At 56.2% G+C, this 15,294-nt stretch carries 13 protein-coding genes; 11 read left to right on the top strand and 2 right to left on the bottom strand.

Going from position 1 to position 15,294, the window contains the following annotated elements; translation table 11 throughout:
- Positions 1 to 110 precede the first annotated feature (110 nt).
- From pqqU to lpxO, 3 genes are all read left to right on the top strand, one after another.
- On the top strand, positions 111 to 2,258 hold the full coding sequence (pqqU, locus tag ACUTQW_RS07890; RefSeq protein WP_006326087.1) for a TonB-dependent receptor PqqU: 2,148 nt from the start codon (positions 111 to 113) through the stop codon (positions 2,256 to 2,258).
- Positions 2,259 to 2,976: 718 nt separating this feature from the next.
- Complete coding sequence (phoH, locus tag ACUTQW_RS07885) at positions 2,977 to 3,762, top strand: phosphate starvation-inducible protein PhoH (protein WP_004945903.1); 786 nt, start codon at positions 2,977 to 2,979, stop codon at positions 3,760 to 3,762.
- A 232-nt stretch (positions 3,763 to 3,994) separates the two neighbouring features.
- Positions 3,995 to 4,897: a lipid A hydroxylase LpxO gene (lpxO, locus tag ACUTQW_RS07880; protein WP_004945898.1), complete on the top strand. Its 903-nt coding sequence runs from the start codon at positions 3,995 to 3,997 to the stop codon at positions 4,895 to 4,897.
- Between the two features lie 57 nt (positions 4,898 to 4,954).
- Here lpxO and chaA read toward each other — a convergent pair whose 3' ends face one another.
- Together chaA and ACUTQW_RS07870 are read right to left on the bottom strand one after the other, a co-directional pair.
- Positions 4,955 to 6,055: a sodium-potassium/proton antiporter ChaA gene (gene chaA, locus ACUTQW_RS07875; RefSeq protein ID WP_004945895.1), complete on the bottom strand. Its 1,101-nt coding sequence runs from the start codon at positions 6,053 to 6,055 to the stop codon at positions 4,955 to 4,957.
- A 372-nt stretch (positions 6,056 to 6,427) separates the two neighbouring features.
- On the bottom strand, positions 6,428 to 7,246 hold the full coding sequence (locus ACUTQW_RS07870; RefSeq protein ID WP_006326083.1) for a siderophore-interacting protein: 819 nt from the start codon (positions 7,244 to 7,246) through the stop codon (positions 6,428 to 6,430).
- Positions 7,247 to 7,376: 130 nt separating this feature from the next.
- On the opposite strand from ACUTQW_RS07870, the gene chaB reads away from it, so the two are divergent.
- The 8 genes from chaB to ACUTQW_RS07830 all read left to right on the top strand — a co-directional run bounded on the left by chaB (position 7,377) and on the right by ACUTQW_RS07830 (position 15,202).
- Entirely contained in the window at positions 7,377 to 7,604 is a 228-nt protein-coding gene (gene chaB / locus ACUTQW_RS07865) for a putative cation transport regulator ChaB (RefSeq protein ID WP_037431184.1), read from the top strand.
- Between the two features lie 260 nt (positions 7,605 to 7,864).
- Positions 7,865 to 8,560 carry a gamma-glutamylcyclotransferase gene (locus ACUTQW_RS07860; RefSeq protein ID WP_006321352.1) on the top strand — a complete coding sequence of 232 codons (696 nt, stop codon included), beginning with the start codon at positions 7,865 to 7,867 and terminating at the stop codon, positions 8,558 to 8,560.
- A gap of 301 nt (positions 8,561 to 8,861) precedes the next feature.
- On the top strand, positions 8,862 to 9,815 hold the full coding sequence (cbl, locus tag ACUTQW_RS07855; RefSeq protein WP_004945885.1) for an HTH-type transcriptional regulator Cbl: 954 nt from the start codon (positions 8,862 to 8,864) through the stop codon (positions 9,813 to 9,815).
- A 400-nt stretch (positions 9,816 to 10,215) separates the two neighbouring features.
- Positions 10,216 to 11,784 carry an ABC transporter substrate-binding protein gene (locus ACUTQW_RS07850; protein WP_006326081.1) on the top strand — a complete coding sequence of 523 codons (1,569 nt, stop codon included), beginning with the start codon at positions 10,216 to 10,218 and terminating at the stop codon, positions 11,782 to 11,784.
- Positions 11,784 to 12,836 (top strand): ABC transporter permease, encoded by a 1,053-nt coding sequence (locus tag ACUTQW_RS07845; protein WP_261149490.1) that lies wholly within the window; start codon positions 11,784 to 11,786, stop codon positions 12,834 to 12,836. Before ACUTQW_RS07850 ends, ACUTQW_RS07845 begins: the two co-directional genes overlap by 1 nt.
- Positions 12,833 to 13,702 (top strand): ABC transporter permease, encoded by an 870-nt coding sequence (locus ACUTQW_RS07840; RefSeq protein ID WP_004945872.1) that lies wholly within the window; start codon positions 12,833 to 12,835, stop codon positions 13,700 to 13,702. Before ACUTQW_RS07845 ends, ACUTQW_RS07840 begins: the two co-directional genes overlap by 4 nt.
- Positions 13,692 to 14,534: an ABC transporter ATP-binding protein gene (locus ACUTQW_RS07835; RefSeq protein WP_006326077.1), complete on the top strand. Its 843-nt coding sequence runs from the start codon at positions 13,692 to 13,694 to the stop codon at positions 14,532 to 14,534. The genes ACUTQW_RS07840 and ACUTQW_RS07835 overlap by 11 nt, the downstream gene beginning before the upstream one ends.
- Positions 14,531 to 15,202, top strand: coding sequence for an ABC transporter ATP-binding protein (locus ACUTQW_RS07830; protein ID WP_041417600.1), 672 nt, complete (start codon positions 14,531 to 14,533; stop codon positions 15,200 to 15,202). Before ACUTQW_RS07835 ends, ACUTQW_RS07830 begins: the two co-directional genes overlap by 4 nt.
- Positions 15,203 to 15,294 lie beyond the last annotated feature (92 nt).

The following is a 15,294-nucleotide window of genomic DNA, read 5'->3' as shown; positions in this document are numbered from 1 at the left end:
GTTTTTAATTATGGCTAACTGTTTTCATTTGTTTGTTAAAAGTATTAACATGCCAGCCATTTTGTTCCAGACGGTTCAGATTTTCCGATCCCTTTAACGGCATTCTCTTGATGAAAAACACCCGTAAAAACACGCTGGCGTCCGCTATCGTCATTCCCGCCTTACTGCCCCTTTCATTGTGCTATGCGCAAGACAGCGAGGGGGAACAGACCATGGTGGTGACCGCCAAACGCAGCGGCCTTTCCGAACTCTCGACGCCTGCCGCCGTCAGCGTGGTGAATGGCGATCAAATCCGTGACGCCAAGCCTCAGATCAACCTGTCTGAAAGCCTGGGCAGCGTGCCTGGCCTGCAAATTCAAAACCGCCAGAACTATGCGCAAGATTTGCAGTTATCGGTGCGGGGTTTTGGCGCACGCTCTATGTATGGCGTGCGCGGCGTGCGGATTTATGTGGACGGCATTCCGGCCACCATGCCGGATGGGCAGGGGCAAACCTCGAATATCGACCTGAACTCGGTCGACAAGGTGGAAGTGCTGCGCGGGCCGTTTTCCGCGCTTTACGGCAACGCCTCCGGCGGCATGGTGAATGTGGAAACCGAAACCGGCCAACAGCCCAACCGCATTGAGGCGGGCAGCTATTTTGGCAGCTACGGCACCTGGCGCAATGGCATCAAAGCCTCCGGGGCAACCGGGGATGGCAGCCATGCCGGCGACGTTAACTACACCATTTCCGGCACGCGGTTTACCACTCAAGGATTCCGCGACCACAGCGGTGCGCAAAAGAACCTCGGCAACGCCAAGCTGGGCGTGCGTATCGACGATGTCAGCACGCTTACGCTGCTGTTCAACAGCGTGGATATCAACGCCAACGATCCCGGCGGCCTGACGTCTGCCGAATGGCACGACAACCCACGGCAGGCACCGCGAGCCGATCAATACAATACGCGCAAAACCACCTCGCAGACCCAGGCCGGATTGCACTATGAACGCCAGATGGGCGTCAATGATGACCTGAGCGTGATGATGTACGCCGGCGAACGCGAAACCACTCAGTACCAGTCGATCCCGGTCGCGGTACAGCAGCGCAGCGCGCAGCATCCGGGCGGGGTGATTGACCTGACGCGTCATTATCAGGGAATTGATACGCGCTGGACCCACCGTGGCGAACTGGTGGCGGTGCCTTACACTCTGACCGGCGGTCTGGACTATGAAACCATGACCGAACAGCGCAAAGGGTATGAAAACTTTACCCAGTCCAACGGCGTGACCGAGCTGGGCACCCAGGGCGCGCTGCGCCGCAACGAACGCAACCTGATGTGGAATGTGGACCCTTATCTGCAAACTTCATGGAAATTGACCCCGCAACTGACGTTGGATGCCGGTGCGCGTTACAGCACCGTCAATTTTGATTCCAACGATCACTACGTCACCGGCAGCAATGGCGATGACAGCGGCAGCGCCAGCTACCATCAGTGGTTGCCGGCCGGCTCACTCAATTATGCCGTCAGCCGCGGCTGGAACCTGTATCTTTCCGCCGGTCGCGGTTTCGAAACCCCGACCATCAACGAGTTGTCCTATCGCCCCGGCGACCAAAGCGGGCTCAATTTCGGCCTGAAACCGGCAACCAGCGATACGGTGGAGTTTGGCAGCAAAACACGTATCGGCAACGGTCTGTTGACCGCCGCCGTTTTCCAGACCGACACCAAGAATGAAATTGTCGTCGATGAGAGCAGCAACGGGCGCACCAGCTACAAAAACGCCGGACAAACCCGTCGGCGCGGGCTGGAGTTGGCGCTGGACCAGCAGTTTGCCTACGATTGGCGGTTGCAATTGGCCTGGACGCTGCTGGATGCGCGCTACCGGGATGACGTGTGCGGCGACAGCCAGTGTACGGCGGCCAATAAAGTGCCAAGCGGCAACCGCATGCCGGGCATTGCACGCAATATGGGGTTTGCTTCCTTCGCCTGGGCCCCGCCGGAAGGCTGGTATGCCGGCGCGGAGGTGCGCTACATGAGCGACATCGAGGTGAATGATGAAAACACCGAACAGGCACCGTCCTATACCACCGTGGGGTTGAATACCGGCTACCGCTATCCGGTAGGGAACTGGATGCTTAACGTTTTCGGCCGAGTGGACAACCTGTTTGACCGCCAATATGTTGGCTCGGTCATCGTCAATGAAGGCAACGGCCGTTATTACGAACCGGCGCCGGGCAGGAACTGGGGCGGCGGCGTGAGCGTCTCTTACTCCTTCGAGTAAAAGCACTTTCGGCCCACCTTGGACGCGTATACCTGGTACTTCAGGGCGGGAGATTTCCCGCCTTTTTTATTAATGAAGTACGGCACCAGGGGGAAGGCGTGCCGCTGACATTGCGGATAAAACCGCGTTTTTGTTTGTGCAAAATTTAATCAGGAAACCAAAATGTCATCCGGCACTTTTAATCATAACTATTTGATCTGGCTGGGTGATAAAATTTATCTGGAATGGCGTAAACAGCGTGATATAGTGTTCTGGCGCTGTCTGAAAACAAAAAAGATTAAAATTTTTTACATTTTAGTAACGCGATGGGTTTGAATGTCATTATACTGTAATCATCTGGCGGTAGTTTTCACAAGGTGCACAGCGGAAGCTGTAAATAACACTGCGGGGATCGCTAATGGTAAAGTCCTTGGTTGGGCTGGAAAGAAAAAACAATACACCTTCTCTGATTTCTCGTTGTAACGAGGGTTCTCTCTCCGACTCTCTTTTCCCGGCAACTCCGCATTCTCGGCATGACAAATTCTTGTCGCTTTTTACTCCACAATTAATTACGCAACCGCGTTCTCCCGTGAAAAAACGGTGCGCTACAACGCCCGCGTATTCACTTCGTCTATTGGCTTTTATTGGCTCTGAAGGAAGCCAAAACCTAATCCGTGTGTGAAACATAATCGCGCGGCCAGGCCGCTGCGGTAGGTGAAACAAACTGTAAGGTGCCACTATGAGACAAAAAGCAGTGATCAAAGCACGTCGTGAAGCGAAACGCGTTATTCGTCGTGACGCTCGTAGTCATCGCCAGCTGGAAGAAGAGTCCGTAACCTCGCTGGTACAAATGGGTGGAGTTGAGTCTATCGGCATGGCGCGAGACAAGCGCGATAGCTCTCCCATCGAGGCTAGAACCGAAGCTCAGGGTCATTACTTAATCGCCATAGATAAAAAGCAGTTGATATTTGCCACCGGTGAAGCCGGCTGCGGCAAAACATTCATCAGCGCCGCGAAGGCGGCAGAAGCCCTTATACATAAAGAAGTGGATCGGATTATTGTTACGCGTCCGGTTTTACAGGCGGATGAAGACCTCGGTTTCTTGCCCGGGGATATTTCTGAGAAGTTCGCCCCTTATTTCCGCCCGGTGTATGACATTCTGGTGCGCCGCTTGGGATCGTCCTTTATGCAATACTGCCTGCGCCCGGAAATCGGCAAGGTAGAGATCGCGCCTTTCGCCTACATGCGCGGGCGTACCTTCGAAAATGCGGTCGTTATCCTGGATGAAGCCCAGAACGTCACCGCCAGCCAGATGAAGATGTTCCTGACCCGTTTGGGTGAGAACGTAACGGTAATCGTCAATGGTGACGTAACCCAGTGCGATTTACCGCGCGGCGTGAAGTCCGGCCTCAGCGATGCGATGGAGCGCTTCGAAGAGGATGAAATGATCGGCATCATCCGCTTTGATAAACAAGACTGCGTCCGCTCCGCCCTGTGCCAGCGTACGCTCAACGCCTACAGTTAACCTGCCTGCTATGACGAGGCCGCTTCGGCGGCCTTTTTCTTTTCTGCCGCGAATCCCCGTCCGCCAACCCGTTATGTAAATTATTGTAGGTTTTTGTATGGATTTTCGTTGCATTAGCGTTAATGATTAATGGTGTTCCAAATTGGCGCCAGCCTTTACCTGGCAAACGGAAGTAGTTGCGTTGTGCGCCGGTTTGGCGCACAGGTGTTGGGCTTCTCACAGCGGTTCAGTCATGAAATATATTATTTTAATTTTATTTATTTTATGTGTGGTCTATATCCATTATCGCGGCCGGGTGCGTTATACCTTCTGGCGGCAGCTTTCCGATCATTCCACTTTCACCGCGCCACTGAACGTTTTTATGTACTTGTTCTCGCGCGCGCCGATAACGCCTTATCTGCAACCGGAGCAATTTCCCGAACTGGCGGTGCTGCGGGATAATTGGCAAACCATTCGCGACGAAGGGCAGCAGTTGATGGCGATCCAGCAAATTAAAGCTTCGGATCAATTCAACGATGCCGGCTTCAACTCGTTTTTCAAAACCGGTTGGAAGCGTTTTTATTTGAAATGGTATGAAGACAACCATCCGTCGGCGATGAGCCTGTGCCCACAGACCACCGCGCTGCTGCGCAGCCTGCCTTCGGTCAAGGCGGCGATGTTTGCCGAACTGCCGGACGGCAGCCGCCTGCCGCGCCACCGTGACCCTTACGCCGGTTCGCTGCGTTACCATCTGGGGCTGATTACGCCCAATGACGATCGCTGTTTTATTGAAGTCGACGGCGAACGTTACAGCTGGCGTGACGGAGAAGGGGTGATGTTTGATGAAACCTATCTGCATTACGCCGAAAACCAGAGCGGGCAAAACCGGTTGATTCTGTTTTGCGATATCGAACGGCCGATGCGTTATCGCTGGGCGCAGAGCGTCAACCACTGGCTGGGGCGTAATCTGATGAGCGCGGCCACTGCGCCAAACGAAGAGGGCGATCGCACCGGTGGCGTTAACAAGCTGTTCAAGTATATTTATGCGGTGCGCAAAGTGGGGAAACGGCTAAAGGCGTGGAACCGCACCGGTTATTACATCATTAAATGGATTCTGTTTGGCGGGATCGCGGCGGGCATTTTCTTCGCGGTATAAATCCTGGCGGTACAAGGCGGTATAAGAAGAGGGGCGCAGAGTGCGCCCCTCGGTCATTCAGGAAAAGATGGTCATCATGTAGGCGGCAAACAGCGCCAGGTGCGCGGTACCGTTCAGCACGTTAGTGCGCCCGGTGGAGAACGACAGCTGGCACAGCAGTAATACCGTCAACATCACCACGATATGCGGCGTCTGCAGGCCGAAGATCAGCGTCTGGCCGGTGAGGGTGGCGATGATGGTTACCGCCGGCACCGTCAGGGAAATGGTCGCCAATACCGAGCCGAAGAACAGGTTCATGGCGCGCTGAACCTGATTGTTCAACACGGCGCGCAGGGCGCCCAGCCCTTCCGGCGACAGGATCAGCAGCGCCACCAGGAAGCCGGTAAACTGCGCCGGGGCATTCACTTTGGTCAGCAAACCTTCCAGCGGGTTGGCGTTGAATTTGGTTACCGCGATCACCGCAATCAGATGCACGACCAGCCAGCCCGCATGCCAGGCACTGCTGTGCGAGGAAGGCTTGCCGTGGTGCGGGTCGCCGTCGTCATCTTCATGCTCGTACACGAACAGGCTCTGGTGGGTTTTGGTCTGGATCACCAGGAACACGCCATACATGGCGGCAGAAATCACCGCGACCAACAGTGCCTGACCGGTGCTGAAGTTACCCCCCGGCAGCGCACTCGGGAACACCAGAACGATGATTGCCAGCGGGAAAATCGCCATCAAATACTGTTTGATGCCGCCGAGGTTAACGTACTGGGTAGCGAATTTGCGCCCGCCGAGCAGCAGCGCAACGCCTACCAGCCCGGCGGTGACGATCATGATGATGGAATAAAGCGTATCGCGCATCAGCGCTGGGGCCGCGTCGCCGGTCGCCATCAGCGCTGAAATCAGGCTCACTTCCAGAATAACCACCGACAGGCTGAGGATCAGCGAGCCGTAGGGTTCCCCCAAACGATGAGCCAGCACGTCCGCATGGCGCACCACGCTAAAGGCGCTGCTGAGAATACCTATCAGGGCGATGATGTTAATGCCGACGATCAAGGGAAAGTTGCTGGTGCTGCCCCACAGATTCAGGACTACCAGGGCGGCGATCGGGAAAATCAGCGAATACTCGGTGTGGCGGGATTTGGATCGGCCAGGATCGTGTTGCGACTTCATTTTGATGGTACTCCTTCTCAAACAGCGTGGACCAGTCATCGCTGACTGCCGCAGTACGGCAACTCGCGTATCCAGAATGTTTACCCGCCGCCTTTCACGCTGCCGCATTGTTGGCCGCAGTTTGAAATCCATTGGGCATATTTATATTTAATAATAATAGGATACACCCAGTGTCTTGTGTCGGGTAATGATGTGATGTTGTGTTACTCGAAAAAGCAATTGCTTGCTTTGTGTGACAAGGTTAACAAAAAAACCGCATCAGATGCGGTTTTATTTACTTACTTTTACGTAGTGGGATTAACTTTTCGCATCAATGGCGCATAAATTGCATTTATACACGCATTGTATGGTTAATAAAGGGAAAAATTCCCATTAGTCGTCAATGTTATCCATGATTTCATGCCGTTTATTATGATAACCCTCTTCATTTAACCCCTCACGCCAGTAAGGCACGGCATAAAGCTGATTACGATCACATTGGCGATCGCGGCGCAGGTAGCGGCGCAGTTCGACCACCAGGCGATCTTCACCCGCCAGCCAGAACTGGGTGGCGGCCTGCGGCAGGGGCAATGCGCAAAATTGGGTTATCAGCTCCGGCGTTTTTTCGGTGCCGCCGATAATCCAATTCAGCTCGACGCCGGCAGGTTTTTTCAGGCTGATAACGTCGGCGGCAGTATCCACGCGGATAAAAGCATGGCCTTCACTGCTCGCCGGCAGCTGTTCCAATAACGCCGCCAGCGCGGGTAACGATGAAGGATCGCCGGCCAGGCAGTAGAAATCGGCCGGCGGCAGCATCGGTTTGGGGCCGCCAGGGTTGCTGATGCCAATTTTATCGCCCACTTTAGCCTGGCGCGCAAAGTTTACCGCCGGGCCGCTATGGTCGTGGATGGCGAATTCGATGTCGATTTCGGCCAGTTCCGGGCGCACGGCGCGCACCGAATAGGTGCGAATAATCGGGCGTACCGCGTCCGCTGCCCAAACCGGGCCGTTAGCGGTCAAGGTTGGGAGGTCCGGTTGCCGTTGGCCTGCGAGCGGCAGGAAAACCTTGATGTGCGCGGCAGCGGCTTGCGCCGGGTAATAGCGCAGGTCTGGCGCGCTAAAGGTGATGCGACGCAGGTGCGGCGTAATGTCACGGACAGCGGCGACTTCAATCAGGTAAGGCGCGCGTGAGCGGGGGGCATCGGTATTCACGGTGATCTCCTTATGTTCGTTTGGCGCCGAGTATATCATGTCATTTGATAATGAGAATCGTTTGCTGGTTGAGGCGGCAGGCGGTATTGACCAGGCTTAGAGATTAATACGTCGTTACGGGAGAGAAATGATGCCCTATAACAGCAAAAGCGCCTTACCTGACAATGTGAAAAATGTGCTGCCGGATCATGCACAAGAGATCTATAAAGAAGCGTTTAATAGCGCCTGGGATCAATATCGGGACCCTGATGACCGTCGCGGCGATGACAGCCGTGAAGAAACGGCGCATAAAGTCGCCTGGTCGGCGGTGAAGCAGACCTACCGCAAAGGCGACGACGACCGTTGGCACAAAAAGTAACCTTAAAACCCGGCTGCGGGTGCCGGGAAAATCACAATATCTGCATAGCTAAGCATGCAATTAATATTATTGCTCTCGCGTACAAATACTTTTTCACTTTATCTACGTTTTGAAACTTGATTGCGGATCGAGAAAAGAATAAGGTCATTATTATCGTGGAGTGACTATTGAATTAATAAAATTCCGCATCCAATAAATAAAAATTCCAGAGATCGCAGTGGCAGGGAGTATGAGTCGCCTATTCCCAGGAGGTTGTTAAGGTGTTAACGCGAGATTTTCTGCAAAAGGCAGATTGCAAAACAGCATTCGGCACAATTGAGGAGTCGCTGTTACTGACATCAGAGCAGCGTGCGGCCTCGCTGAATTGTACTTTATCCCGTCGTCCGGATAACAGCCCGGTGTGGGTATTCGGTTATGGCTCGCTGATGTGGAACCCGGTATTTGAATCCGAAGAGGTGCGTCCGGCCACGCTGCAGGGGTGGCACCGTGCGTTTTGCCTGCGGTTAACCGCCGGGCGCGGCACCTTGCATCAGCCGGGGCGCATGCTGGCGCTGAAAGAGGGCGGCCATACTACCGGGCTGGCGTTCCGCTTGCCGGAAGAGAAGCTGCGCGAAGAGCTGGAACTGCTGTGGAAACGCGAAATGGTGACCGGCTGTTACCTGCCGACCTGGTGCGATCTCCAGCTTGCCGATGGCGAAGTGGTCACCGCGCTGGTATTCGTGATGAATCCGCAACACCCGCTGTTTGAAGAAGACACCAGCCATCAGGTGATAGCGCCTCTGATAGCCAGCGCCAGCGGGCCGTTGGGCACCAATGCCCAATACCTCTTTGCACTGGATAACGAGCTGAAAAACCACGGCATGAAGGACGACTGCATCGGCGATTTGGTCAACTATGTGCAGCAGTGGTTGCAGCAGAACACGTCCGGCCCTATTGGCGGTGAAGCGACCGCCTGATTCTTTCAGCCGAAACATCCTTTCCAAACGGGCTCTGCATGCAGGGCCTTTTTATATATAACCAATGCCTATATTTAATAACTTTATTTCGCCGGAATATTTAATCCATAATAATTAAGTGGTTTTATATGTCGTTAATTTTAAAGGTTTTCGTTATTTTATCTCGAAGAAACAGTTAATTCACGGCCGTGAAAAATACACTTAGCATTAAAATGCATAAGTAAAGGTTATTTCTTATTTGTTCCCTCCCGCCAGACTCAGTATCACTGTCGTTAACACTATTGCTCGACAGGGGGAAGGGATGAACTTTCAACAACTAAAAATTATTCGTGAATCGGCGCGTTGCAACTACAACCTGACCGAGGTCGCCAACACGTTATTTACCTCGCAATCTGGGGTTAGCCGTCATATTCGTGAGTTGGAAGAAGAACTAGGCATTGAGATATTTATCCGCCGCGGGAAGCGTTTATTGGGCATGACCGAACCGGGTAAAGAATTGCTGGTGGTGGCTGAACGTATCCTGAATGATGCCAATAATATCCGCCGCCTGGCAGACGTATTCAGCAGCAACGACTCCGGCCAACTGCATATCGCTACGACTCATACTCAGGCACGTTACAGCCTGCCGGGGGTGATTAAAGAGTTTCGCGCGTTGTATCCGCGGGTGAGAGTGGTGCTGAACCAGGGCAGCCCGGAGGAAATTGTCGCCATGCTGGCTTCCGGCGAAGCCGATATCGGTATTGCCAGCGAACGCTTGATGAGCGACGAATCGCTGGCGGCATTTCCCTACTACCGCTGGCATCACACCATACTGGTGCCGGAAGGGCATGAACTGACCCGCCAGCCGCAGGTGACGCTGGAGATGCTCAGCACGTTGCCGTTGATCACCTACCGGCAGGGCATTACCGGCCGTTCACGGCTGGATGCCGCCTTCAAGGCCGCCGGCCTGACGCCGGATATCGCTCTGAGCGCGCAGGATTCCGACGTGATTAAAACCTATGTCGAGTTGGGGCTGGGGGTCGGCGTATTGGCGGATATGTCGTACGAGAAAGAGCGCGACCACGGCCTGGTCAGCCTCAATGCCGAGCATCTGTTCGAACCCAATACCGTGTGGCTGGGGTTGAAACGCAGCCAGTTACAACGTAACTATGCCTGGCGGTTTATCCAGTTGTGCAACCCGACGCTGTCGCTGACCGAAATCAAGGACAAGGTATTCTCCTCACAGTTGGATGCGGTGATCGATTACCAGATTTGACCCGGCGATGAACATAAAAAGCCGGGCAGATTGCCCGGCGATAATAGAGGACCCTAAAGCCGCTTTTTCAATAACTTTCTGGCCAGGCGGCGTTTACCTTTTCCCATTTGATCATCTGATCATCCCCGGCCTTGACTGGCCGCACGCTAATCGCAGGCAAAGGGCAACGCAAAACGTTGTTTTTGCATAAGGCGTATCCTCACGCAAGAGAAGTCATTAGCGACAAAATTTGCGCATGCCATTGCGGGCAACGTCGCAGAGCTTAGCCTGCTTAATAATCAAAACCTCATCTATAGATATAAAAAGAATATCTATAGTTATTTAAGTACCTTCGCCTGCCGAATGCACTCACTTACACTCGCGAAATTACTATAAATTCCATCCGGTTGGAGAGTTTCTGATGAAAGCGTTCGTTCCTTCTTTGCTATTTTTGGCCGTAGCGGCCAGTTTCAACACGCAGGCGGCGACCCCGGCGAATACGTTGGTGATTGCCCAGTCCATTGATGACGTTGTCAGCTTTGACCCTGCCCAGGGCTTTGAATTAACCACGGTGCAATCGTTCAACAGCCTGTATCAGCGTTTGATCCAGTCGGATCCGCAGAACCCTATCGACCTCAAGCCTACGCTGGCCAGCGAATGGCAGGCGGGCAGCGATAACCGCAGCCTGACCTTCAGCCTGCGGCCGGACGCCAAATTCTCCAGCGGCAACCCGTTGCGCCCGGAGGACGTGATCTTCTCGCTATCAAGGGTGGTGAAGCTGAACCTGGAACCGTCGTTTATCCTCACCCAACTGGGTTGGAACGCTAAAAACGTCGACCAACACCTGAGCAAGGTGGACGACCACAAGGTGAAAATAAGCTGGAGCGAAAACGTCAGCCCGGCGTTCGTGCTCAGCCTGCTGTCGGCGCCGGTATCGTCGATTGTCGATGCCAAAGAAGCGCTGGCGCACCAGCAGGGCGATGATTTGGGGCATCAGTGGCTGAACAGCCATTCCGCCGGCAGCGGCCCGTATAAAATCCGTACCTATGTGCCGCATGAAGTGGTGGTGCTGGATGCCAATCCGACCTCACCGGAAGGCGCGCCAACGCTGAAAACCGTCTTGATCAAGAACGTGCCGGATCCTGCTGCGCGCCGCTTGCTGCTGGAGCAGGGCGACGCCGATATTGCGCGCAACCTGGGCGCAGATCAGATGGCGGCGCTGAAAGACAAGCCGGGCGTAAAACCGCTGGCCATCCCTTACGCGTCACTCTACTTCCTGCAGTTCAACGCCAAGGCGTCACTGGCACTGAGCAATCCGGCGTTCTGGGAAGCGGCGCGCTGGCTGTTCGACTATAACGGCATTGCCAACGATCTGCTGAAAGGCCAGTTCCAGAACCATCAGGCTTTCCTGCCGGAAGGGTATCTGGGGGCGTTGAAGGACCGGCCGTACAGTTTTAATCCGCAAAAAGCCAAAGAAATCCTGGCGAAAGCCGGCCTGAAAAACGTCAGCTTTAAGCTGGACGTCAACAACCAGCCGCCGTACCTGGATATCGCCCAGGCGCTGCAGGCCAGTTTCGCCCAGGGTGGCGTGAAAGTGGATCTGGTACCGGGGCTTAGCGCTCAGGTGTCCACCAAGGTCAAAACCCTGAACTATGACGCGGTCCTGACCTCGTGGGGGCCGGATTATTTTGACCCGAACACCAACGCCGCCGCCTTCGCTTATAACCCGGAAGACGGCAGCAAAACCCTGGCCTGGCGCGCCAACTGGCAAATTCCCGCGCTGAATAAGCTGACGCTGGCGGCCACGGCGGAGAATGACACCGCCAAACGGGTGGCGGATTACCAACAGTTGCAGAAATCCGTTCAGCAAAGCTCGCCATTTGTTATCGGCTTGCAGGCGCGCAGCCTGATCGCCGTGCGTGACAATCTGAAAGGCTACGTGCAAGGCATCAACCCCGACATGGTGTTCTACAGCAAGGTCAGCAAGTAATGACAACCCGTTCTTCCTCTGCCGGGTTCGCCCGGCACAGCTGGCGCTGGGGCCGCAGGCTGTTGACCGGCGTGCTGTCCCTGGCGCTGACGCTGCTTGGCCTGTTGCTGTTCACCTTTATGCTCTCTCACCTGGCGCCGATCGACCCCACGTTGCAAATTGCCGGCGATCACGCCAGCGAAGCCACTTACGCCCAGGTGCGCCACGATTTGGGGCTGGATCAGCCGCTGCCGGTGCAGTTCTGGCGCTATCTGGTGCATCTGGCGCACGGCGACATGGGAATATCCCGCATCACCTCGCAGCCGGTGCTGAGCGATCTGTTGCGCACCTTCCCGGCCACGGTAGAACTGGCCACTTGCGCCATTATCCTCGGCGCCCTCGGCGGCATTACGCTGGCGTTTCTGGCGGTGCTCAAACCGGGCAGTTGGCTGGATAACGCGGCGCGGCTGCTGTCGTTGATAGGCTATTCGGTACCGATCTTCTGGCTCAGCCTGCTGGGCCTGCTGCTGTTTTACGCCACGCTGCATTGGTCGGCGGGGCCGGGACGGCTGGATGATATCTACCTTTACAGCATGGAGCCGCGCAGCGGATTTGTGCTGATTGATAGCTGGCTGTCCGGCGATCGTGAGATGTTTTACAACGCCATCAGCCACCTGTGGCTGCCGGTGGTGGTGGTGGCGCTGTTGTCGATGGCGGGCATCACCCGGCTGCTGCGCGCGGCGATGCTGGAAGAGTGCAACAAAGAGTACGTCACTCTGGCGCGTTCCAAAGGCGCCAGCCGCGTGCGCATTCTGTTGCGCCACGTGTTTCCCAACGTGCTCGGCACGCTGATCACCGTTTTGTCGCTTTCCTACGCCAGCCTGCTCGAAGGCGCGGTACTGACCGAAACGGTGTTCGCCTGGCCGGGCGTCGGGCGTTACCTGACCACCGCGCTGTTTGCCGCCGATACACCGGCCATTCTTGGCGCTACGCTGCTGATCGGCACCTGTTTCGTGGTGCTTAACGCACTGGCCGACGCACTGACTTATTTAGTGGACCCGCGAACCCGATGAGCCAATACCTTTCCGAACATGAGCCCCAGGGCGCACCGGCGACCGGCTACCGCGCCCGCCGTCGCCTGACGACGTTGACGATTGGCGCGACGCTGGTGGCGATCTTGATCCTGACCGCGCTGTTGGCCCCGTGGCTGGCACCCTTCGACCCCAATCTGCAACACATTGAGTTGCGCCTGCTGCCGCCTTCCTCCGGCCATTGGCTGGGCACTGACGGTTTTGGCCGCGACTTGTTGTCGCGGGTGATTTACGGTGCCCGCCCGACGCTGATTCTGGTGTCCCTGATCCTGTTGCTGACCATTCCTATTGGCCTGCTGGTGGGCATCAGCGCCGGTTATCTCGGCGGTTGGGCGGAGCGTATTTTGATGCGCGTGACCGATATTTTTCTGTCGCTGCCCAGCCTGGTGATTGCGCTGGCGTTTGTCGCGGTGCTTGGCCCTGGGTTGATGAACGGCGCGCTGGCGCTGGCGTTGACCAGTTGGCCTTCTTTCGCGCGTCAGGCGCGGGCGGAAACCCTGGCGTTGCGTCGCAGTGACTATCTGGCGGCGGCACGCATGCAGGGCATTGGCGGCCTGCGGCTGATGGCCGGCCATATTTTGCCGCTGTGTCTGCCGAGCGCGGTCGTTCGCGCCGCGCTGAGCCTGGGCGGGATTATCCTGTCCGCCGCCGGTTTGGGTTTTCTCGGCATGGGCGTTGCGCCGCCGACCGCCGAATGGGGGTCCATGGTGGCCGAGGGCAGTAAAGTGATTTTCGATCAGTGGTGGGTAGCCGCCGTGCCGGGCGGGGCGATCCTGTTCGCCAGCCTGGCTTTTAACCTGCTGGGCGATGGCCTGCGCGATAAAATGGATCCTCGTCATGGGCATTGATAACCGCTTATTAATCGCCGACCGGCTGTCGGTGCTGCTGCCGGCGCCACAGCCGGTTGCGCTGGTAAAAGAGATTTCTTTCAGCATGGGGCAGGAGCGGCTGGCGCTGGTCGGCGAATCCGGTTCCGGCAAATCCTTGACCGCCCGGGCGCTGATGGGGCTATTGCCCCCGCCGCTGCAAGTTCGGGCGCAGCGCCTGACGTTAGGCGGGGATGAACTTACGCAACTGAACGAGCGTCAGTGGAACCGGCTGCGTGGCACAAAAGTGGCGATGGTGATGCAGGATCCCAAGCATGCGCTGAACCCCACTCAGCCGATTGGCAAGCAGGTGGAGGAGCCGCTGTTGCTGCACACTCGCCTGGGCCGGGCCGAACGACGGGAAAAGGTGCTGGACATGCTGGCGGCGGTAGGCTTGCCTGACCCGACGGCGTTGCGTCAGCGCTACCCGCATCAGCTTTCCGGCGGCATGGGGCAGCGGGTGATGCTGGCGATTGCGCTGATTAACGATCCGCAGTTGCTGATTGCCGATGAACCGACTTCCGCACTGGATCACCAGATGCGCGATCAGGTGCTGCAACTGATCGAAAATCTGGTGGAGCAGCGCAATATGGGGCTGATTCTGATTAGTCACGATTTGCAGCAGGTGGCGCACTACTGCGAACGGGTACTGGTGATGTACAAGGGCGAACTGCTGGATCAACTGCCGGCCGACCAGTTGGCCGCGGCGACGCATCCTTACACCCGCACGCTATGGTCGTGCCGGCCGAGCCGGGAAACTCACGGCAAACCCCTGCCGGTATTGGATCGCGCGCTGCTGGAGGCGCTGAAATGAGCCTGATTACTTTGGAAAATATCAACGTCAGTCACCGTCAGGGCCATGAATTGCGCAGGGTGGTGCATGACGTCAATCTGCATATCGAACAAGGTGAATGTTTCGGGCTGGTCGGCCCCTCAGGCTGCGGTAAATCCTCGTTGCTGTGGGTGCTGGCCGGGTTGAACGAGAACTGGAGCGGCGGTTTCCGGCTGCTGGGCCAGGAGCTGAAGCCCGGCCGGCCGTTCACCGGCACGCTGCGGCGTGAGGTGCAGATGGTGTTTCAGGACCCTTATGCGTCGTTGCACCCCAAGCACCGGCTGTTGCGCACGCTGGCGGAGCCGTTGAAGTTGCTGAAAGAGCGCGATATCGAGCAGAAAATCAGCGCCGGTTTTCGGCAGGTGGGGTTAGACCCTCGCTTGCTGGATCGCTATCCGCACCAGCTTTCCGGCGGCCAGCGCCAGCGGGTGGCGATAGTGCGGGCGCTGCTGCTAAAACCGAAACTGCTGCTGTTGGACGAGCCGACGTCGGCGCTGGACATGTCGGTACAGGCGGAAATCCTCAACCTGCTCAACGATCTGAAGCAGGCGGGGGATCTGACCATGATCCTGGTCAGCCACGACGCCGACGTCATCGACCATATGTGCGATCGCTCGGTGGCGATGGCGCACGGCCGGCTGGTGAATTGAAGCAATACCCGCCGTGGCTCCGGCGGGTATATTCATCTATGTAATAAATAAAGCAATTTTTAGTTGTTCTTCTTATAAGTTCATCCCCCTAC

The organism is Serratia sp. TSA_7, assembly GCF_052692135.1.
Note: the sequence above shows the minus strand (reverse complement) of the source record. Positions and strands in the feature narration are given on the sequence as shown.

What these genes read in the sequence shown, in the direction of transcription:
- pqqU (WP_006326087.1), top strand. Translation starts at nt 111, where the DNA reads ATGAAAAACACCCGTAAAAACACGCTGGCGTCCGCTATCGTCATTCCC.
- phoH (WP_004945903.1), top strand. Translation starts at nt 2,977, where the DNA reads ATGAGACAAAAAGCAGTGATCAAAGCACGTCGTGAAGCGAAACGCGTT.
- lpxO (WP_004945898.1), top strand. Translation starts at nt 3,995, where the DNA reads ATGAAATATATTATTTTAATTTTATTTATTTTATGTGTGGTCTATATC.
- chaA (WP_004945895.1), bottom strand. Translation starts at nt 6,055, where the DNA reads ATGAAGTCGCAACACGATCCTGGCCGATCCAAATCCCGCCACACCGAG.
- chaB (WP_037431184.1), top strand. Translation starts at nt 7,377, where the DNA reads ATGCCCTATAACAGCAAAAGCGCCTTACCTGACAATGTGAAAAATGTG.
- cbl (WP_004945885.1), top strand. Translation starts at nt 8,862, where the DNA reads ATGAACTTTCAACAACTAAAAATTATTCGTGAATCGGCGCGTTGCAAC.
- ACUTQW_RS07850 (WP_006326081.1), top strand. Translation starts at nt 10,216, where the DNA reads ATGAAAGCGTTCGTTCCTTCTTTGCTATTTTTGGCCGTAGCGGCCAGT.
- ACUTQW_RS07845 (WP_261149490.1), top strand. Translation starts at nt 11,784, where the DNA reads ATGACAACCCGTTCTTCCTCTGCCGGGTTCGCCCGGCACAGCTGGCGC.
- ACUTQW_RS07840 (WP_004945872.1), top strand. Translation starts at nt 12,833, where the DNA reads ATGAGCCAATACCTTTCCGAACATGAGCCCCAGGGCGCACCGGCGACC.
- ACUTQW_RS07835 (WP_006326077.1), top strand. Translation starts at nt 13,692, where the DNA reads ATGGGCATTGATAACCGCTTATTAATCGCCGACCGGCTGTCGGTGCTG.
- ACUTQW_RS07830 (WP_041417600.1), top strand. Translation starts at nt 14,531, where the DNA reads ATGAGCCTGATTACTTTGGAAAATATCAACGTCAGTCACCGTCAGGGC.